The organism is Vibrio superstes (assembly GCF_003569005.1).
GTDB lineage: Bacteria > Pseudomonadota > Gammaproteobacteria > Enterobacterales > Vibrionaceae > Vibrio > Vibrio superstes.
On sequence record NZ_BCUR01000004.1, the window covers coordinates 602293 to 622276 of the forward strand.

The following is a 19984-nucleotide window of genomic DNA, read 5'->3' on the forward strand; positions in this document are numbered from 1 at the left end:
TCAGATATTCAGCCTGTGATCCCTTTCCTTATCTTTCCCTTATTTGATTGCTATTGTCACCACGGCAAGAAAGCGCTTTCTTTTTAAGGTCGAGAATATGGCAACAATCAAGGACGTTTCAGAACTGGCAGGAGTATCTCAAGCCACGGTTTCACGCGTAGTAAATGGTACTAGTCGGGTGAGTCACACCAAAAAACTAAAGGTTGAAAAAGCCATCAGAGAACTTGGCTACAAACTGAGCGCTTTTGGACGAACCCCAAGTAACACGAGAACGGGTAGTATCGGGATCATTGTTCCTGAGCTTGGAGGACCGTTTTACTCTGAGATCTTGAATAACATTGAAAGCACGCTTAGTCGCTATGGTTACCACACCGTGGTCACGTCAGGTCAATCCTCAGAGCATTACCAAAAAGAATCCATAGAGTTCCTGCTGGGAAGAAGAGTCGACGGGATCATTCTACTCACACCGAACCTTACCGATGACTATTTGATCAATCTAGAAGATCAAGGTGTCCCTTTAGTGGTTCTCAATCGTACAATCCCTGAGATGCCTCGCAGTTGTATCAATATTGACAATGAACTGGGCGGACGTATCGCCACGCAGCACCTCATCAAGCAGGGGCACACATCCATTGCTTGTATCTCTGGTCCTTTATCAGAGGCAGATGCTAGAGCTCGTTTACTTGGTTATCGCAGAGCGCTTGAAGAAGCTGATATTCCATATGACGAGATGTTGGTGTGTGAAGGCGGATATACCGAGACTTCTGGTAATACGGTCATGGCAAAACTGCTACGCCGAGAACGTGAGTTCACGGCTGTGTTTGCTTGTAACGATCATATGGCGTTTGGCGCTTATGAGACGCTACGCGAAGAGGGGATCTCTGTACCAGAGGATATTTCGCTGATTGGTTTTGATAACGTTAATTTTGCCCGTTACTTAACACCAGCTTTAACAACCGTCAGTTTCCCAATAAAAGAAATGTGTATGGAGGCGGTAGAGTTGATGTTCCAAAAACTGAATAAAAACCAAACTCAAGTACGCTATCGTCTATTACCTTCGTTGGTGATCCGTGACTCTGTTGCGGAAAAGTCACTGATTCATGCATAGAGAGCGAGTGAGTTTTACTATGGATATCTCTAAGGTTAAAAGGAAAGTCACAGTACACCACGTAGCCAAAGAGGCGGGAGTTTCTGCAAGCACAGTTTCTCGATTTTTGAATCAAACCACCTTCGTTGCAGAAGACAAACGCAAACAGATTTTAGAGGCCATCCGCAAAACAGGTTACCAAACTCAAATTGCTAACAGTAAGTCGTCATTGAGAAGTCGAACCATTGGCGTGCTAGTACAAAATCCGGAAAGCCCTCATAACACTCGAATCTTAGAAGATATGGAAAAGGTGCTGTTTTCCTATGGCTATACCATCTTGATTGCCGCTGGGCACTGGAAGATAAAAAACCAGCTACATGGGTTGGAGTATTTAAAGAAAAGTGGGGTAGATGGGGTTATAGCCGTGATGGGCAACCTGAAAGAACAGCATATTCAGGAGTACGCGAAGGCGATCCCTATCATCGCTGTAGGCTATCGAATATCAGGGCACAATATTCACTCACTTTGCAATGACAATACTATTGGCGGGTATATGGCTACCCTACACTTGCTACAAAAGGGGCATAAGAGGATAGCTCACATTAAAGGGGTGCAAGAGCAACCCGATGGAGTAACGCGTTGTGATGGATATAAACGAGCTTTGACCGAGGCTGGCTTGAAAATCGATCCACAATTGATCAAGCAAGGGGATTTTGGCTCTGAGATGGGGTATCAAAAAACCATTGAGCTGATTGAGTCCCGCACCCCATTTACGGCTATTTTTGCCGCGAACGATCAAACGGCCTATGGCGCTATAAAAGCCATTCATGATAAAGGCTTACGAGTACCTGAAGATATTGCCGTGATTGGCTTTGATGACCTCGCAACCTCTCGTTACTTCACTCCCTCTTTGACCACTATGCGCCAACCCGTTGAAGAAATAGGGGCAACCTGTGCGGAGTCTATGGTGAGGTTTTTAGAGGCGGGGAAGCAACTGAAACCGCGGCTTCCCCCTATCGAACTGATTGTCAGGCAATCCACCTAACGAGTTTCAGTTTAGTGGTTATTGCGTAACTCCAGACCCGCGATCTGATGCCAGTAGCCATTGCACTGGCGATCTTCAATCACTATAGGGCTATTACCCTTTTCATTTGCTTTAAAAGCATCAAGATGGCTGAAGGTATCTACGCCTAGCGGGCTCAAACGAACCACATCGACCAAGCCTTGCATCGATGGGATGTCGTTTCCTAGGTTATAGCAATAACCTGACTGAGTCTGGATACCATTGAGGTTGAACACCGTTTGTCCTTCTTGGCTGTCCACCTTAAGACCTGTTGGGTACTTGATGCAGCAGGTCTCACAGTCATCTTTTGCCTTGTTTTCTGCGCGAGCGGTAAAGCAGCGTGCAGAGTAAGCCAGAGGCAGATAACCGTGACTAAATACTTCAACTTCGAACTTATTACGAATACCAATCTCATCACATTGATTCAAGGTATTGGATAGCCAATCGCGAGATAACTCGACCGGCATACACCAACGAATCATCCCTTGCTTAAGGAATAGGTTGAGCGTATGAGCGTTATAGGTATTAACCGCAGGCCCTACAACAAATGGCACGCCTTTTTCATTGGCCAGTTGAATAGCGGAGACATCATTAGCTTCAATGGCGAAGTCACCGTTATCGATGTACTTCTTCATTATGTTCACTTCGCTAGGGGCTTCAAGTAGTGCCATTGTGGAGAGCACGACTTGTTTGCCTGAATCAGCAAGCTCTTTTGCGATATCAAACCAATGCTTTGGTCTCACTTCTCTGCGTTTTGAGCACACTGACTCACCCAGATAAATAACATCGGCATTGGATTGTTTTGCTTGCTGATAAAAGCTTTCTACATCTTGTTTTGGCCAAAAGTAGAGTAGAGGCCCTAATGAATATTTCATGTTAATTTCTCCTACTATTGCCATTTGCGATGATAAGCGCCGAGGGTGGTTTGGGTACCTTCTGATACATTAGCCAGTGCTTTGTCCCATTCAGGCTGTACCTGGTAGTTTTCTGGATCTCGTTGATAGGCATCAATTGCTGCGCGCCATGTACGAGTCACCTGCTCAACATAAGCAGGACTGCGTTGTCGGCCTTCAATTTTCACTGATGCGACATTCGCGGCAAATAGCTCAGGCAGTAGAGATAGGGTATTTAAACTGGTAGGTTCTTCTAGAGCATGGTAGAGCTTGTTCTCACCCTCAACGGTGGCATTGAAGCGCCCCTTACATAGGGTTGGGTAACCCGCATTTTCACCTTGAGCGTAGCGATCAATTAAGATCTCGTTCAGTCTCGATTCCAGGCCAGAATCGGTTTCTTGCCAGCGAACATATTTAGCTGGAGAGCATGCGCCAACGGTGTTTGGGGATTCACCTGTCAGGTAAGAAGACAGGTAACAGCGACCTTCAGACATGATGCATAGGCTACCAAAAGCAAAGACTTCTAGCTCCACGTCAGAGGTGAGGTTTCTAGAAAGTTGTTTAACCTGGTGAATGGATAGCACTCGTGGTAGAACCACACGCTTAATATTGAAGTTACTGTGGTAGTAATCAACGGCGGCGACGTTGGTCGCGGATGCTTGAACCGACAGATGAAGCTCAAGCTCAGGGTAGCGTCTTGCGGCGTATTCTAACACAGCAATATCGGCCACAATGAGGGCATCAATGCCATTTTGCGCAGCCATATCCACCGCATTGGTCCATCGCTCAAACCCTGATGGTTGAGCAAAGGTATTTAATGCCACGTGAATTTTCTTGTTGGCGTTGTGCACATACTGCACCGCTTTCTCGAATTTTTTACCGTTGAAGTTTAAACCAGCGAAGTGACGGGCATTAGTATCGTCTTTAAAGCCGACATAAACCGCATCAGCGCCACAATCAATGGCTGTTTTCAGTGCAGGTAGATTACCCGCGGGGCAGAGTAGTTCCATAATTCTGATAATTTACTGAGCAAATAGTGAAGCAGTTTATCTATAGGTGATGAGTCGGTAATTGATATGGGGCAGTTTTGTTATTCGCCTGTATGATTTTTAATCACGCTACGTAGTAGTTTGACCAAACTCAGTTCATTTATTTGCGCAATTCAGTATGATGAGCACCAAACTATGAATGAGAGTAGTAATCGTGCTTGAGAGAGTTAGACAACAATTAGTCGCAAATGCCGCGACCATTTTTCGTGTTCCAGCCAAATTAATGCCAGCAAAGATTCAAAGTATGACCCTATTAGAAGGCCTCAAGCTTGCTTTTAAAGAAGCATTGGAAGATGGCGATTTTGAATTTCTTGAGGGTAAGTGGCTGAAGGTTTCTGTTAGCGATATGGATCTTAGTTGGTTCATCAGTTGTGATGACGGACAGTTATTAGTCAGTACTGAACAAACTGAGCATCATGTTAGCTTTAGTGGCTCATTGAATGATCTGGTTCTCATTGCAGGAAGAAAAGAAGACCCCGATACTTTGTTTTTCCAACGTCGCTTAAGCATTGAAGGTGATACTGAACTAGGGTTAGAAGTTAAGAACCTAATGGACAGTGTTGACCTCGATGCACTACCAAAAACTGTGAGAGTTGGCTTGGAGCAATTAGCAACATTCGTTTCTAAAGGCGTTCAGACCTCAACTGAATTATCATCAAACTCGATGAGAGAGACTGAAAATGCTTATTAGAACTGAAGCGCCAGCGGACAACCTTGGAATTCTCGCTCTTTTAGAGCACGCTTTCCCAACAGATGCAGAATCAAAGTTGGTTAACAGCCTTAGAGAGAATGGCAAAATTACCCTAAGTATCGTGGCAAGCGATGACGAAGGGAAAGTGATCGGTTGTGCTCAGTTCTCACCGGTAACTCTTTCTGGTAATGATTATGGTTGGCAGGGATTAGCGCCTGTAGCCGTGCACGAAGATTACCGTAATCAGGGCATTGCTGAGAAGATGATCAAAGAAGGCCTAGATTCATTGTTGGAGTTTGGCTACTCTGCCTGTGTTGTGTTAGGTGAACCTGAATACTACTCTCGCTTCGGCTTCTCATGTGCTGAAAAGAACCGCTTTCGTTGTCAATGGGATCTACCTGTCGGTGTTTTTCAGGTATTAGATCTGACCGGTGAAAGCTTTGAGGGCCTTTCTGGTCTTATTGAATACTGTGAAGAATTTGATCAATTCTGAGGCTCCATTGAAATCAAACAACTCCTCTGCATTTTTAGCTGAAATGGACATTCAGGAGTGGCATCTTGCTCATCCTGAGAAACTTCAAGGCTATCAACAACCTGAGATCTCACTTGAGGATTCGGTTAAGCTATTGTTGGTGTCACCTCAAGTGCCTTCTGGGCACTATGCTGAATTTCTACAGAAAGTATTGAAGGCGATGAAGTTAGATCTTGATGATTGTCGCCATCTTTATCCTAACCAACTTCAGCAGTTGGGTGCACATTCCCTGCAATGGTTATGGTTCAGTGATTGTGCATCGCAACCACTAGATGATGTTAAAGTCATCGCTTCTCCAGCACTCTCTGAGATAGATGGTCACAACCAGAATCGTCGTCAACTATGGAATCAAATACAAGCCAATGCCTGATCTTGTCCCGTTAGCGCCATCGCACCTTGAGAAGGTATGGCAGATAGAATCTAAAGCGCACTCTCATCCCTGGAAACGCTCTATGATTGATGATCTTGCCAGTCGCGGGGCTATGCACTTTGCTTTTGTCCAAGATGACCAAGTTGTCGGCTATTTTTATGCGCAGAATATTGTCGGTGAAGTGACCTTACTTAATGTCGCGATAGACCCGCAGTGCCAAGGTCAAGGACTGGGTAGCAAGTTGGTTGAGGGCTTTATTGAAATGTGTGAGCAAAAGGGGATTGATAGTATTTGGCTTGAGGTACGTGAATCAAATCAAATCGCTCAATCGCTATACCTTAACGCTGGTTTTAATGAAGTCGACAGACGCAACAACTATTACCCAACCGCTGGTGGTCGCGAAGATGCGATCATTATGAGTTATCTCTGCCTCTAATCTTTCTAAGAATCGCTACGGCTTAAGTCAGTAGCGATTTTTTTACCTATATTCACCTTGCTTCACATGAGTCACAGATAGCTCTTCCCGTTTTTTGCCCTCTCTACCCTTGCAGATACAACTGCTTCTCATTCACCCTTGCTATTTATTGATCTAGATCAGTGAGGCATTAAGTTGCAATTAAAATGCTTCTTTAAAAGATCGCGAGATACTAATATTTGCCACTCATAACATATATTTTAAATATCATTTAAAGGGAAGGCGAAATGTTCTGTATTCAATGTGAGCAAACAATGCAAACTCCAGTTGCCAATGGCTGCCAATACGCCATGGGTATGTGTGGTAAAACAGCAGAGATTTCTGATCTACAAGACGTATTGATTTACATCCTTCAAGGTGTGAGTGCCTACGCCAACGCAGCGCGCGATCTAGGTGTTGTAGACTCACAAGCAGATGCGTATGTGCCACAAGCATTCTTTGCAACCTTGACCAACGTGAACTTCGATGATGCACGTTTGATTGAATACACAGAGCAAGCTCTTTCTTACAAAGCTAAGCTGAAAGCGGCTTACGAGGCTGCATGTGTGCTGAAAAACGTTGAGCCTAAAGTGCTTGAAGGTGCAGCGCAGTTCACCATTGAAGCAGAAAAAGTCACCTTACTAAGCAAAGCAACGGATACTGCGCTGAACCACGATGTGAGTGAAGTGGGTGAAGATATCTTAGGTCTGCGTCTACTTGCTTTATATGGCCTAAAAGGTGTTGCAGCCTATATGGAACACGCTCGTATCCTTGGTCAGCAAAATGATCAAGTGTACGCTGAGTTCCACCGCATTATGGCTCGCCTTGGTGAGAACCCAAGTGAAATGAATGAGCTACTGGATCTTGCTATGGCATGTGGTCATTTGAACTACAGCGTTATGCAAATGCTAGATACCGGTGAAACTGAGGCCTTTGGTCATCCTGTTCCTACTAAAGTGAACATGAAGCCCATCGCAGGAAAAGCGATCTTAGTATCAGGTCACGACCTTATTGACCTGAAATACATCCTTGAGCAAACCAAAGACAAGGGCATCAACGTGTATACGCACGGTGAGATGCTGCCTGCGCACGCATACCCGGAACTGGGTGGTAAACACCCACATCTAGTCGGCAACTACGGCAGTGCTTGGCAAAATCAGCAAAAAGAATTTGCTAACTTCCCTGGCGCAATTGTGATGACGTCTAACTGTCTGATTAACCCAGAAACTAATGGTTATGCGGATCGTATGTTCACTCGTAATATCGTAGGCTGGCCTGGTGTTGAGCATCACACTGGCCATGATTTCTCTGCAGTGATTGAGAAAGCGTTGGAGTGTGAAGGCTTCAAGTTTGACGAGATCCCACTATATACAACGACGGGTTTTGCTCATAACGCATTAATGGAAGCAGCACCTGCAGTCATCGAACAGGTGAAAGCAGGCAATATCCGTCACTTCTTCCTAGTAGGCGGGTGTGATGGTGATAAAAAAGAGCGTAACTACTTTACAGAGTTCACCAAAGCAGCGCCTCAAGACACGCTGATTCTGACTCTAGCATGCGGTAAATTTAAGTTTAACGACCTTGAATTTGGCGATATCAATGGCATTCCTCGTTTCCTAGATGTTGGTCAATGTAACGATGCCTATTCAGCCATTCAGCTTGCATTAGCACTGGCAGAGACATTTGAGTGCGGCGTTAATGAGTTGCCACTGTCCCTGATTCTGTCTTGGTTTGAGCAGAAAGCGATCGCAATATTGCTGACTTTACTGGCTTTGGGTATCAAGGATATTCGCGTGGGTCCAACAGCTCCAGCATTCTTAACCGATAACCTATTAAGTCACCTTAATGAACAAACGGGTCTTCGATTGATCACCACGGTAGAGCAGGACTTAGCTGATATCTTGGGTTAATCCAAGCTAGATTCACAAAGAGGAGCCTAGCTCCTCTTATTTGACCGCGATTTAAGAGTTTTCACGATGCAATTAACCTGTACTGATATTCGCCAAGACACTATTGATGTAACTACTTACTGGTTTGAAAGTAATGAAGAACTAGACTTCATTCCTGGTCAGTTTCTTCCTTTGGAGGTTGAGATAGATGGACAACAGCATCAGCGTTGTTATTCGCTTGCCTCTCTTCCTGGAGATACTCATTGTAGTTTGACCATAAAGCGGGTTGATGGAGGGGTGGTTTCTAACTATTTGGCGGATAATTTTGTAATAGGCCAGAGTTTGACTTGTGGTGATGCCATGGGGGATTTCAATATCCAACTTATGGAGGAGCAGCCTGTGCTGATGTTAAGTGCAGGATGTGGAATTACCCCAGTTTATTCGATGCTACAGGCTCGTTTACGAGCTAATCCAGATGCCGATATTGTCTTTATTCATAGCGCAAGCACACCTAGTGATCGTATTTATGTGCAGGAATTGGAAGCGCTTGCCAAGCAACACGACAACCTGAAGCTTATCTGGGCCGTGAGCCGAGGTGATGAGTTAGGTCTTTATCAAGAGCGACTGAATCAAGACACTTTACAAAGCAATGTGCAGAACTTGTCTTCACGCGCTATTTTTATGTGTGGCCCTGAAGCGTACATGGAATCTGCCAAGGTATGGTTTGAATCACTGGGCATAGACCCTACGCAAATCCATCATGAACAATTTCATGCTGCCATCGAAAATGTAGTCAGTAATTCGAATGAGCAATCTTATACATTGAGTGTCAATCAATCCCAAGTGACCATCTCCCAAGGAGAAACGGTATTGGAGGCACTTGAGAAAGAAGGATTACCAATTTTTGCTGCCTGTAGAGCTGGTGTGTGTGGCAGTTGTCGCTGTAAGGGTGATAAAGATAAAGTCACGAGTTCTACGACCGGCCCGCTTAGCCAACATGATGTTGAGCAAGGGTATTTTCTTGCCTGCACCAGTCAGGTTAATGACGATATGTATGTTGAAATTGGCTGATTACTGGTCTTTTATTACTAGGGTCTGATGACCTTTTGAGGTTATTTTTGTAGCGATTTGTTGGGTATTAATACAAGGCAGTCGCTTTTAGGTGTGGTGGTTCCACATGAAAAGTGACTAACGCGGTAGAAATGCCCAACAAAGCGCTACCCGAAGGGCTCGTCCAGAAGCCATTTACTCTTCGTTGAGCGACTCTTGCTTAGATGACTAGGCGGCAAGTCCCTCGCCTTGATTAAATGGCTTCTGGTCGAGCAAAATTTAATCGCAAAAGGTCAACAGACCCTAAGGCTCAGCCTAAGGTTGGGCCTTTATTGTATAGATAGATTGTGAAATGGCGCAGAATCAGCGAAAATAGCGCCAATTTTCGCCAGTGTACCAACTAAAGAATTCGAACATGACAAATAGTCCATTTCAGCAAGAAGTGAGCAAGCGCCGTACGTTTGCGATTATCTCTCACCCGGATGCGGGTAAGACAACCATTACCGAAAAAGTTCTATTATTCGGAAACGCGATCCAAAAAGCAGGTACGGTAAAAGGTCGTGGCTCGAACCAACACGCAAAATCTGACTGGATGGAGATGGAGAAGGAGCGTGGTATCTCGGTAACCACCTCTGTAATGCAGTTCCCATACAACGACTGTTTAGTGAACCTTCTCGATACCCCAGGACACGAAGACTTCTCGGAAGATACTTACCGTACTCTAACCGCGGTAGATTCTTGCTTGATGGTTATAGATGCTGCGAAAGGTGTCGAGGATCGTACTCGTAAACTAATGGAAGTGACGCGCCTGCGTGACACGCCAATTGTGACCTTCATGAACAAATTGGACCGCGATGTTCGTGACCCAATGGAAGTTTTGGATGAAGTCGAAAGCGAACTGAAAATGGCATGTGCACCGATTACTTGGCCTATCGGTTGTGGTAAAGAGTTTAAGGGTGTTTACCATATTCACCGTGATGAAACCATCTTGTATGAATCTGGCCACGGTCATGAAATCCAAGAAGTTCGTATCATTAAAGGGCTTGATAACCCTGAGCTAGATGTAGCGGTAGGTGAAGACTTAGCGGAAAGCGTGCGTGAAGAACTAGAGCTTGTGATTGGCGCATGCCCTGAGTTTGATCTTGAGCTGTTCCTTGCGGGCGAACTGACACCCGTTTACTTCGGTACTGCATTGGGTAACTTCGGTGTTGACCACATGCTTGACGGCCTAACAAAGTGGGCTCCAGGCCCGCAAGCTCGTGAAGCAAACGAACGTAAAGTGGTTGCAGATGAAGAGAAATTCTCAGGTTTCGTATTTAAGATTCAGGCAAATATGGATCCTAAACACCGTGACCGCATCGCATTCATGCGCATTGTATCGGGCACTTACTCACAAGGCATGAAGATGAACCACGTGCGTACAGGTAAACAAGTCAGTATTTCTGATGCAGTAACCTTTATGGCGGGTGATCGTGCGCGTGCCGAAAAAGCCTATGCGGGTGATATCATCGGCTTGCACAACCACGGTACGATTCAAATCGGTGATACCTTCACACAAGGTGAAGCGTTGAAATTTGCGGGTATTCCTAACTTTGCCCCAGAGCTATTCCGCCGTATTCGATTGAAAGATCCATTGAAGCAAAAGCAGCTTCTAAAAGGTCTGGTCCAGCTTTCTGAAGAGGGCGCAGTACAGGTATTCCGTCCGCTACAAAACAACGACCTTATTGTTGGCGCGGTGGGTGTGCTTCAGTTTGATGTGGTTGTGGCTCGCTTAAAAGCAGAATACAACGTAGAAGCTATCTACGAAGGCGTAAACGTTGCCACAGCTCGCTGGGTAGAGTGTGACGATGCCAAAAAGCTTGAAGAGTTTAAACGTAAGAACCAAACCAACCTAGCATTGGATGGCGGCGACAACCTTTCTTATGTTGCCCCAACTATGGTTAACTTAAACCTAGCCAAAGAACGCTTTCCAGAGGTTGAGTTCCGCGCAACACGCGAACACTAATAGTGACAGAGCCAGTTGCATGCAACTGGCTTTTTTTTGCCTATAACATCAAGACAAGGAGTTGCTGATGTTTGATCTTAATCTTGTTCGTCCATTCTTAGCGGTATATAACCTAGGGACAATCACCAAGGCCGCAGATGCTCTATCCCTAACGCAACCAGCGGTGAGTTCTGCAATTAAGCGGTTTGAAACTGCGTTGGGTTATCCATTGTTTGTTCGAATGGGACGTAAGATTGAGCCAACCTCAAGGGCTCATCAGCTAGCGACTCAACTTGGAGTGGCTCTTGAACTGATGGATGGTGCGGTCGCGATTGAGAGTAAAATGATTGTTTATGCTAGCTTTAATGCGATCAGTTTGCTTCCTGAGATGCCAAACGTTCAGTTAATTGAATCCCCAAGAGGTGAGGAGGATATTTTGCAAGATATTCGGTTGAACAAGGCTGACTTAGTTATCGACTACAATTTGCCTCGTGATTCGGGCTTAAACTTTGAGCCCGCTTTTAGCGATGAATTAATGTTGATGTGCGATAAAGAGCATCCAGCAGTAGGGGATACTATCTCCATAGAACAATATTTAGACTCTGAACATGTCACTCTGAAGCTTGTCAGAAAAAATGCTCAAATTGTTGATGTTCTAGCAGGTAAGAGCTTTTCTAGAAAAGTGGCTATAGAGGTAAGCAACATTACAAACCTTATCATCGCAACTAAAGGGACTCGTTATATTTCTGCAATTCCAAAGAGTATGGTGAATGTTGCCGAAAAATTTGGAATGAAAATATTACAACCTCCCTTTCATATGCGTAAAGTTGAATTTGAATTTACGTATCATAAGAAATATCAAAATAACGCAGCACACAAAGCATTACGTGACCAGTTCAGGGATCTCCTTAAGCAAGATTAGAAATCAAAGGTGAGACCAAACTCAATAGTATCTTCTCTCTCTTCAAAGTATGTGTACGTCACTGATGGCCTTAGCTGTTTGATGTTCAAAAATAAGATCATTTCGTGATAGTTTAGGTCTGTTTTTCCTGTACTAATATTGATGCCATTCTGTGTACCATTCCATGTATTATTGCTAAAGCCTATTTCATGGTTGAACTTATACAGGAGATCAAAGTATTGAATTGGACTCCAGATAACCCCAGCTGAGTAGTCTATTGAATTTGATGGGATGTAAGTAAGGCATGTGCTACTGAGGCAGTAGTCACTTTCAAACTTGTAGTTGTAATTTATATCACCAATGGCAGTCCAGTTCTGGCTCAGAACCTTAGCTGTAAAAATACCGGTAGAGATTTTATATTCACTGACCTTAAAACTATTCTCGGTATAGTAAGTATCTCCTTTCCAGACAGAGTAACCAGCGCCAACCTCCCAGTTAATATCTGTATCGATATCACCAAATACACGCAAGTCTTCAGTGATGTAATAATTGGCATCAAGAGTTGTAACAGTATTGCCATTTTGCTGAGAAAAACTGATCCCAAAGATATCAGTAAATTTTGCTATGGTATCTACCAAAGTAGACTCAGCAAGAGCATTGGCAGAGAAGAAAAGAGAAAGAATGGCTAGGCGACGCATAAGCCCTCCAAAATCGGTTTACTCAAGAAAGTAATCCCCTCTGTTGAGGGGATTAATAGGCTTAATTCAGAAGTCGTTGGGAGTTACTTTTTAAGAGCCGATAGGCGATTTTGTACCTTAGCTTTTACTTGGTTAAGTTTGTTTTGGTCGATGTTTTGCATCTTAGAGCGGTCAATATTTTGAATCGCATTTTGAGCTGATTTCTTATCAACAGGAGTTACTACACCGTTGTCGTTGATGCGGAAGAAACTGTAGCCACTATCGTCATTGTGTCTTACTGCTACTACTGCACCATTTGGTGTTTCTTGTACTTTTGCAGAGTACTTATGACCTTGAGTGCTATCGTATTTATTGATGATTAGTGTGCCGTCTTTGTATTCGATATCAGCAACTTCTTCACCGTTTACAACTAGAATTGCTTCTCCGTTGCCACGATAATCTGCAATTTGGATATGAGTGTTGTCGTAGTCGTTGTCACCATCGAATTCAGGTAGGTGGTCGATAGGTGGAGTCATTTCGAAGTCACCGTCGATAAAGTCAGGGTTCATAGGTTGCCCCTCTGGACCTTGGCCGATATCACCGCCTTTAATAAAACCATATTCAGGTGACCACTTGCCTACAACCTCACCGTTAATGCGAACATTTTTAGTGTTAGGGTTGTATTGAAGAGTATTGTCATTGGTACCGGTTAGAACGAGCTTTTTCCCATTCTTCTCGAAAGTGGCAATAACTTCATTGTCATTGTTGCGGATGTCACCACGCTCTAGGCTGACGTAAGCGATTTGCTCACCGTCTACAAAAATGGTTTTGTCGCCATTTGGCGATTCGGTAATTCCAACGCGAGCATTAGGGCTAGAAGGAGATACTTCAATAGGGTTAATAGGTTGACCTTCAGGACCTTGACCAATATCACCGCCTTTAACAAAGCCATATTCAGGTGACCACTTACCTACAACCTCACCGTTAATGCGAACATTTTTAGTGTTAGGGTTGTACTGAAGAGTATTGTCATTGGCACCAGTTAGAACGAGTTTGTTCCCTTTCTTATCGAAAGTAGCAATAACTTCATTGTCATTGTTGCGGATGTCACCGCGCTCTAGGCTGATGTAAGCGATTTGCTCACCGTCTACAAAAATGGTTTTGTCGCCATTTGGAGATTCGGTAATTCCAACGCGAGCATTAGGGCTAGAAGGAGAGACTTCGATAGGGTTAACTGGGCTATCGAACACAGGAAGGTGAGCGATAGGTGGAGTCATTTCGAAGTCACCGTCGATAAAGTCAGGGTGCATAGGTTGACCTTCAGGACCTTGACCAATATCACCGCCTTTAACAAAGCCATATTCAGGTGACCACTTACCTACAACCTCACCGTTAATGCGAACATTTTTAGTGTTAGGGTTGTACTGAAGAGTATTGTCGTTGGCACCAGTTAGAACGAGTTTGTTCCCTTTCTTATCGAAAGTAGCAATAACTTCATTGTCGTTGTTGCGGATGTCACCGCGCTCTAGGCTTACGTACGCAATTTGCTCACCATCTACAAAAATGGTTTTGTCACCATTTGGAGATTCAGTAATCCCAACACGAGAGTTAGGGTTAGAAGGAGAGACTTCGATAGGTCTTACTGGCGAATCAAGTTGAGGTAAATCATTGTCTGGCTGTGCTTCAATTGGATTTGAGTTCACTGGTATATCTGGAAGATCTTCCGTGCTATTGCCACCAGAAGAACTAGAGCTTAGAAGTCCTGCAACTAGCACCGCAGATGCCGTACCAACAGCAGCCCATGTTCCATTCGATTGTTGTTCATAAACAACGTCATCGATCACAGCAATATCACCTGGTTGGGCATCAGCGTATTTTGTGACTAGTTGAGCTTGAACAGATGCGTCAATGTCACGCATCTGCTGATCAATGAGTTCGTGCGTAGCAGCGTTTGCTGCCTGGATATCAACTTTGGTTGATGAAGCGAATGCGTGAGTAGAAAGTGCTGTTGAAATGGTAAGAGCTAAAATGCTTGCTTTCATGTTTGTATCTCATACTGTTGATAATGTAGCGCCCTGCTTTGAATGCCTCCTGGCTATGGGATGAATTATGTACAGTAGAGTTGGAGGCAACAATAATGTGCACTAAAGCTCCCTTATTAATGATATTTATAATGAACGGCGGTTCATGGATTTATCTTGAGAGTGCGGTTTGATTTAGCCTATGTTCATAAAGGCTTTCTTTGTATTTCCAGCTTTTGAAATACTGCCTGTAACTAAATGTGTATTTCTTCGGTTTAATATAGAGTTATGAGTAACTATTCTTTTTAAACTAGGTAACACCAAGTATGTAGAGGCTATATAAATGTGGTTTGACACTCATTGCCATCTGGATTTTTCAGAATTTTCAACCAATGCAGAGAAGTATTTAGCGTTATTCGAACAGCATAAAGTTGCACGGTTTTTTGTTCCTAGTATCGGCCCTGAAAACTGGCAACAAGTACTGCAGATGGCAGGTAATGATGCTTATTCCGTCGGGTTAGGCATTCACCCTTGCTTTCTTGATGAGTACGTTCGAAGTAACACGCTACAAGTACAGCTAGATCGTTTATTCGAGTTAGCGCATAGCAATCAAGATGTTATCTCCGCTATTGGGGAGTGTGGCCTTGATAAGCGCATTGATACTTCTATTGACGTGCAGCTGTCCACCTTCACTGCGCAAATCGACCTCGCAGAACAATTACGCCTCCCGTTAGTGATTCATTCTGTTCAACAACATCACCTTATCCATCAATGCTTGAGGAATAAGGTCAGAGATAATCTTGGTGTTGTTCATGGGTTTAGCGGTAACTATCAACAAGCAAAGATGTTGGTGGATCTCGGCTTAAAAATCGGGGTTGGGGGTGTGATTACTTGGCCAACTGCACAAAAAACACGCGAAGCAATAGCAAAGCTACCTCTAGATAGTATTGTATTAGAGACGGACGCACCTGATATGAGGATTTCGGGACAGCAGCATTATCCTAACTCGCCTCATTTTATTCCCTTAATATTTAATCGCTTAGTTGAAATTAGGTCAGAAACCTCACCTATAATTGCTGAGGAAATATGGAAAAATAGCATTTATCTTTTTTCACGTTAGTTTCATTCAGATACAACAAATGTCATTATTGATTTTCGTTTTGTGATCGTGATCAATATTAAGGTAAACGTTTGCGTATAGAATCTCGCGCAAATGTGACCGGTGACCAGTTTTACTGTTTTTTGAACTGTATAATCGCCGACGTTTTAGACACTTTTTACACTCTTTTTTTGAACATTTTAGAATAAGGAAGCCATAAACTATGAGCCTGTTTATGAGCATAGTAGGTATGCTGGTACTGATTTTAATCGCAGTACTACTATCAGATAACCGTAAAGCAATTAACGTTCGTACCGTAGCTGGTGCATTTGCAATCCAATTCGCATTGGGTGCATTCGTACTTTACGTACCTTGGGGTAAAGACCTTCTGAAAAGCGTTTCAGATGGTGTTTCAAGTGTAATTAACTATGGTGCTGACGGTACTGGTTTCCTTTTCGGAAACTTAGTTAACTTCTCAGTAGACGGCATTGGCTTCATCTTTGCTTTCCAAGTTCTACCAACACTAATCTTCTTCTCTGCACTAATCTCAGTACTTTACTACTTGGGTGTTATGCAGTGGGTTATCCGCATTCTTGGTGGTGGCCTTCAGAAAGCTCTTGGTACTTCTCGCGCGGAATCAATGTCTGCAGCGGCTAACATCTTTGTTGGCCAAACAGAAGCACCTCTAGTAGTACGTCCATTCGTTCCTCGTATGACTCAGTCTGAGCTATTCGCTGTAATGTGTGGTGGTCTAGCTTCTATCGCTGGTGGTGTACTAGCGGGTTACGCTTCAATGGGCGTGCCAATTGAATACCTAGTAGCTGCATCATTTATGGCTGCACCGGGTGGTCTACTATTCGCTAAAATCATCAAGCCAGAAACTGACGAGCCTATCGATCAACTTTCTGACATGAATGCAGAAGGCGAAGATAAGCCTGCAAACGTTATCGATGCGGCAGCTGGCGGTGCATCTGCTGGTCTAAGCCTTGCGCTTAACGTTGGTGCAATGCTAATCGCATTCATCGGTCTTATCGCGCTAATCAACGGCCTACTAGGCGGCGTTGGCGGCTGGTTTGGCTTCGAAGGTCTAACTCTAGAAATGCTTCTAGGTTGGTTGTTCGCTCCTCTTGCATTCCTAATCGGTGTTCCTTGGAACGAAGCGGTTGTTGCAGGTGAGTTCATCGGTCTTAAGACTGTAGCTAACGAATTCGTAGCATACGCTAACTTTGCACCTTACCTAGGTGAAGCGGCTCCAGTGGTACTGAGCGAGAAGACTAAAGCAATCATCTCATTTGCATTGTGTGGTTTTGCTAACCTTTCTTCTATCGCTATCCTATTGGGTGGCCTAGGTAGTATTGCTCCTAAGCGTCGTGGTGATATCGCGCGCATGGGTATCAAAGCTGTTGTAGCGGGTACTCTATCGAACCTAATGGCAGCAACTATCGCTGGTTTCTTCTTGTCTTTCTAAGACTCTAGAAACAAACCTTTTAAAACGCCCTAGTGAGTTTCACTAGGGCGTTTTTGTTTTTACACAATAGGCTAGAACTTCATCACTTTTTTTTGAGATGCAAACCGTTTGCTTTCATCACAAATGCAACATTGATCATACTTCGCACTATACTAAGCATCGAAGTTAACAAGATGGATGAAGATCATGAATGAAGTTTTGCTAGCCGTATTTGCAGGCTTTGCAGTAGGGATATTGTTCTCTGCTTTGAAGCTGCCCATCCCAGCACCACCAGTATTGTCTGGTGTTATGGGAATCGTAGGTGTATACCTTGGTGGACACTTCTATCAATGGTTGATAGAAAGGTTTTTTCAATAAATACCTACATCCGTTGTAAAATGCAACGGTCAGCGGTTTAGGATTAAAAACCGTGCGGTGACAAGGAAAGCAATTGGCATAAAGGCCAAGTCTTCAAGGAACCAAGTCCGTTCATTAAGTCTGGACGCGCATTTAATCGAGCTCTATCTATACTGATAACGAATTCGAGAATTGCCGCCAAAACTATTTAAACTTTTCGGAGAAAAAAATGAGCGAATTGAAAACTGCAGCATTACGTGCACTAAAATTAATGGATCTAACCACTCTTAACGATGACGATACTGACCAGAAGGTTATCGATCTTTGTCATGCTGCAAAATCTGCTGTTGGAAACACAGCGGCAGTTTGTATTTACCCTCGCTTCGTCCCTATTGCGAAGAAGACATTGCGTGAGCAAGGTACACCTGATGTGAAGATCGCTACGGTGACTAACTTCCCACACGGTAACGATGATATTGATATTGCGGTAGCAGAAACTAAAGCTGCTGTTGCTTATGGTGCGGATGAAGTGGATGTCGTATTCCCTTACCGTGCTTTAATGGCGGGCAATGCCGATGTAGGTTTTGAGCTAGTTAAACAATGTAAAGCAGCGTGTGGCGATATCTTGCTGAAAGTGATCATCGAAACTGGTGAGCTTAAAGAAGAAGCTCTAATCAAGCAGGCTTCTGAGATTTGTATCAAAGCAGGTGCTGATTTCATCAAAACCTCTACAGGTAAAGTGCCAGTAAATGCTACACCAGAATATGCACGCATGATGCTAGAAGTCATCCGCGATATGGGTGTAGCTCAGAGCGTTGGTTTCAAACCAGCGGGTGGCGTGCGCACTGCAGACGATGCAGCTGCATACCTAGCAATGGCCGATGAGATCCTTGGTGACTCATGGGTAGATAGCCGTCACTATCGTTTTGGTGCATCTAGTCTTCTAACTAATCTACTGAATACTTTGGAAGTAACTGACGAAAAAGCTGATCCAGCGGCTTATTAATCGTTATGGAAGGCTTGCGATACAGTAAGCCTTCTTCTTTCTCGAATCTAAACATTCAAAGTAAAGGTAGGGCTATATGTATTTACCTCAAGAAATCATTCGTAAAAAGCGTGACGGCGAAATCCTTACAGCGGATGAAATCAACTTCTTTATTCAAGGTGTCGCTAAAAACACTGTCTCTGAAGGACAAATAGCGGCATTTGCAATGACCATTTTTTTCAACGAAATGACGATGCCTGAGCGAATTGCACTAACGTGTGCGATGCGTGATTCTGGCATGGTGATTGATTGGAGCCACATGAACTTTGATGGCCCTATCGTTGATAAGCACTCTACCGGTGGTGTGGGTGATGTAACCTCTTTAATGCTCGGCCCTATGGTTGCGGCGTGTGGTGGTTATGTCCCAATGATTTCAGGCCGTGGCTTAGGCCATACTGGCGGCACGCTGGATAAGCTTGAGTCTATCCCTGGTTACAACATTACTCCAAACAACGATGTCTTTGGTAAGGTAACCAAAGAAGCGGGCGTCGCCATTATTGGACAGACCGGTGACTTAGCTCCTGCCGATAAGCGAGTTTATGCAACTCGCGATATCACGGCAACCGTAGATAACATCTCACTGATCACTGCCTCTATTTTGTCTAAGAAATTGGCCGCAGGGCTTGATTCATTAGTGATGGATGTAAAAGTAGGCTCAGGCGCTTTCATGCCAACCTATGAAGCCTCTGAAGAACTCGCACGTTCTATTGTGGCTGTTGCTAACGGCGCAGGCACAAAGACCACCGCTATTCTTACCGATATGAACCAGGTGTTGGCATCTTCTGCAGGTAACGCAGTAGAAGTGCGAGAAGCTGTTCGCTTCTTGACGGGGGAGTATCGTAATCCACGTCTTCTTGAAGTCACCATGGCGTCATGCTGCGAAATGCTGGTCCTTGGCAAGCTAGCTGAGTCCACAGAGCAAGCACAAGAGATGCTAATGACGGTGTTGGATAATGGCAAAGCGGCAGAGTGTTTTAACAAGATGGTTGGTGGCCTTGGTGGCCCGTCTGATTTTGTGAGCAACTATAATAAGTACTTACCCGTAGCTGAGATTATTAAGCCAGTATTTGCGGATACTAGCGGCGTTATTACCAGCATGGACACTCGCGCCATCGGTATGGCAGTGGTTGGTATGGGCGGTGGTCGCCGAGTGGCAACAGACAGCATTGATTACGCTGTGGGCTTTGATCAGTTTGCACGCTTAGGTGATGCAGTTGATGCGAGTCAGCCTCTAGCGGTCATTCATGCACGTAACGAACAGCAATGGCAAGAAGCGGCTAATTCACTCAAAGCTGCGATTCAAGTTGGTGACAAATCTCAGTATCAAGCGACACCAAACGTGTACGCGAAGATACGAGCTGAAGACCTATAGGCC

19 protein-coding genes are annotated in these 19984 nt (G+C 44.3%); 15 read left to right on the plus strand and 4 right to left on the minus strand.

Annotation, left to right across the window (positions count from 1 at the left end; translation table 11 throughout):
* The first annotated feature begins 97 nt into the window (after positions 1 to 97).
* Together D5I41_RS10765 and D5I41_RS10770 are read left to right on the plus strand one after the other, a co-directional pair.
* On the plus strand, positions 98 to 1108 hold the full coding sequence (locus tag D5I41_RS10765; RefSeq protein WP_119009789.1) for a LacI family DNA-binding transcriptional regulator: 1011 nt from the start codon (positions 98 to 100) through the stop codon (positions 1106 to 1108).
* Between the two features lie 19 nt (positions 1109 to 1127).
* Positions 1128 to 2132: a LacI family DNA-binding transcriptional regulator gene (locus D5I41_RS10770; RefSeq protein ID WP_119009790.1), complete on the plus strand. Its 1005-nt coding sequence runs from the start codon at positions 1128 to 1130 to the stop codon at positions 2130 to 2132.
* Positions 2133 to 2143: 11 nt separating this feature from the next.
* On the opposite strand, the gene D5I41_RS10775 is transcribed toward D5I41_RS10770, so the two are convergent.
* Together D5I41_RS10775 and ubiU are read right to left on the minus strand one after the other, a co-directional pair.
* Positions 2144 to 3025, minus strand: a complete 882-nt coding sequence (locus D5I41_RS10775; protein ID WP_119009791.1) for a U32 family peptidase — start codon at positions 3023 to 3025, stop codon at positions 2144 to 2146.
* Positions 3026 to 3039: 14 nt separating this feature from the next.
* Positions 3040 to 4053: a ubiquinone anaerobic biosynthesis protein UbiU gene (gene ubiU / locus D5I41_RS10780; RefSeq protein ID WP_065209501.1), complete on the minus strand. Its 1014-nt coding sequence runs from the start codon at positions 4051 to 4053 to the stop codon at positions 3040 to 3042.
* Positions 4054 to 4246: 193 nt separating this feature from the next.
* Here ubiU and ubiT point away from each other — a divergent pair, with 193 nt between their 5' ends.
* The 8 genes from ubiT to D5I41_RS10820 all read left to right on the plus strand — a co-directional run bounded on the left by ubiT (position 4247) and on the right by D5I41_RS10820 (position 11984).
* Positions 4247 to 4783: a ubiquinone anaerobic biosynthesis accessory factor UbiT gene (gene ubiT / locus D5I41_RS10785; RefSeq protein ID WP_119009792.1), complete on the plus strand. Its 537-nt coding sequence runs from the start codon at positions 4247 to 4249 to the stop codon at positions 4781 to 4783.
* Positions 4773 to 5276 carry a GNAT family N-acetyltransferase gene (locus D5I41_RS10790; RefSeq protein ID WP_119009793.1) on the plus strand — a complete coding sequence of 168 codons (504 nt, stop codon included), beginning with the start codon at positions 4773 to 4775 and terminating at the stop codon, positions 5274 to 5276. Before ubiT ends, D5I41_RS10790 begins: the two co-directional genes overlap by 11 nt.
* Positions 5277 to 5283: 7 nt before the next feature.
* Positions 5284 to 5685 carry a DNA polymerase III subunit psi gene (locus tag D5I41_RS10795; protein ID WP_235868901.1) on the plus strand — a complete coding sequence of 134 codons (402 nt, stop codon included), beginning with the start codon at positions 5284 to 5286 and terminating at the stop codon, positions 5683 to 5685.
* On the plus strand, positions 5678 to 6121 hold the full coding sequence (gene rimI, locus D5I41_RS10800; RefSeq protein ID WP_017028890.1) for a ribosomal protein S18-alanine N-acetyltransferase: 444 nt from the start codon (positions 5678 to 5680) through the stop codon (positions 6119 to 6121). The genes D5I41_RS10795 and rimI overlap by 8 nt, the downstream gene beginning before the upstream one ends.
* 266 nt (positions 6122 to 6387) lie before the next feature.
* Positions 6388 to 8049, plus strand: coding sequence for a hydroxylamine reductase (gene hcp / locus D5I41_RS10805; protein ID WP_119009795.1), 1662 nt, complete (start codon positions 6388 to 6390; stop codon positions 8047 to 8049).
* Between the two features lie 66 nt (positions 8050 to 8115).
* A complete protein-coding gene (locus D5I41_RS10810; protein WP_119009796.1) occupies positions 8116 to 9099 on the plus strand; it encodes a flavin reductase family protein in 984 nt (327 codons plus the stop codon).
* A gap of 394 nt (positions 9100 to 9493) precedes the next feature.
* Positions 9494 to 11083, plus strand: a complete 1590-nt coding sequence (gene prfC, locus D5I41_RS10815; RefSeq protein ID WP_119009797.1) for a peptide chain release factor 3 — start codon at positions 9494 to 9496, stop codon at positions 11081 to 11083.
* A gap of 67 nt (positions 11084 to 11150) precedes the next feature.
* Positions 11151 to 11984 carry a LysR family transcriptional regulator gene (locus D5I41_RS10820; protein WP_119009798.1) on the plus strand — a complete coding sequence of 278 codons (834 nt, stop codon included), beginning with the start codon at positions 11151 to 11153 and terminating at the stop codon, positions 11982 to 11984.
* On the opposite strand, the gene D5I41_RS10825 is transcribed toward D5I41_RS10820, so the two are convergent.
* Together D5I41_RS10825 and D5I41_RS10830 are read right to left on the minus strand one after the other, a co-directional pair.
* A complete protein-coding gene (locus D5I41_RS10825; RefSeq protein ID WP_119009799.1) occupies positions 11981 to 12661 on the minus strand; it encodes a hypothetical protein in 681 nt (226 codons plus the stop codon). The two genes, D5I41_RS10820 and D5I41_RS10825, sit on opposite strands and share 4 nt — an antisense overlap.
* 83 nt (positions 12662 to 12744) lie before the next feature.
* Complete coding sequence (locus D5I41_RS10830; RefSeq protein WP_119009800.1) at positions 12745 to 14682, minus strand: hypothetical protein; 1938 nt, start codon at positions 14680 to 14682, stop codon at positions 12745 to 12747.
* 322 nt (positions 14683 to 15004) lie between these two features.
* On the opposite strand from D5I41_RS10830, the gene D5I41_RS10835 reads away from it, so the two are divergent.
* The 5 genes from D5I41_RS10835 (at position 15005) to deoA (ending at position 19981) form a co-directional block, all read left to right on the plus strand.
* Positions 15005 to 15781, plus strand: coding sequence for a TatD family hydrolase (locus tag D5I41_RS10835; protein ID WP_119009801.1), 777 nt, complete (start codon positions 15005 to 15007; stop codon positions 15779 to 15781).
* A gap of 202 nt (positions 15782 to 15983) precedes the next feature.
* Positions 15984 to 17228: a NupC/NupG family nucleoside CNT transporter gene (locus D5I41_RS10840; protein WP_119009802.1), complete on the plus strand. Its 1245-nt coding sequence runs from the start codon at positions 15984 to 15986 to the stop codon at positions 17226 to 17228.
* Positions 17229 to 17414: 186 nt separating this feature from the next.
* Positions 17415 to 17585, plus strand: a complete 171-nt coding sequence (locus tag D5I41_RS10845) for a XapX domain-containing protein (protein ID WP_017028884.1) — start codon at positions 17415 to 17417, stop codon at positions 17583 to 17585.
* 208 nt (positions 17586 to 17793) lie between these two features.
* Complete coding sequence (deoC, locus tag D5I41_RS10850; protein WP_119009803.1) at positions 17794 to 18570, plus strand: deoxyribose-phosphate aldolase; 777 nt, start codon at positions 17794 to 17796, stop codon at positions 18568 to 18570.
* A gap of 76 nt (positions 18571 to 18646) precedes the next feature.
* Positions 18647 to 19981, plus strand: coding sequence for a thymidine phosphorylase (deoA, locus tag D5I41_RS10855; RefSeq protein WP_119009804.1), 1335 nt, complete (start codon positions 18647 to 18649; stop codon positions 19979 to 19981).
* The last annotated feature ends 3 nt before the right edge of the window (positions 19982 to 19984 follow it).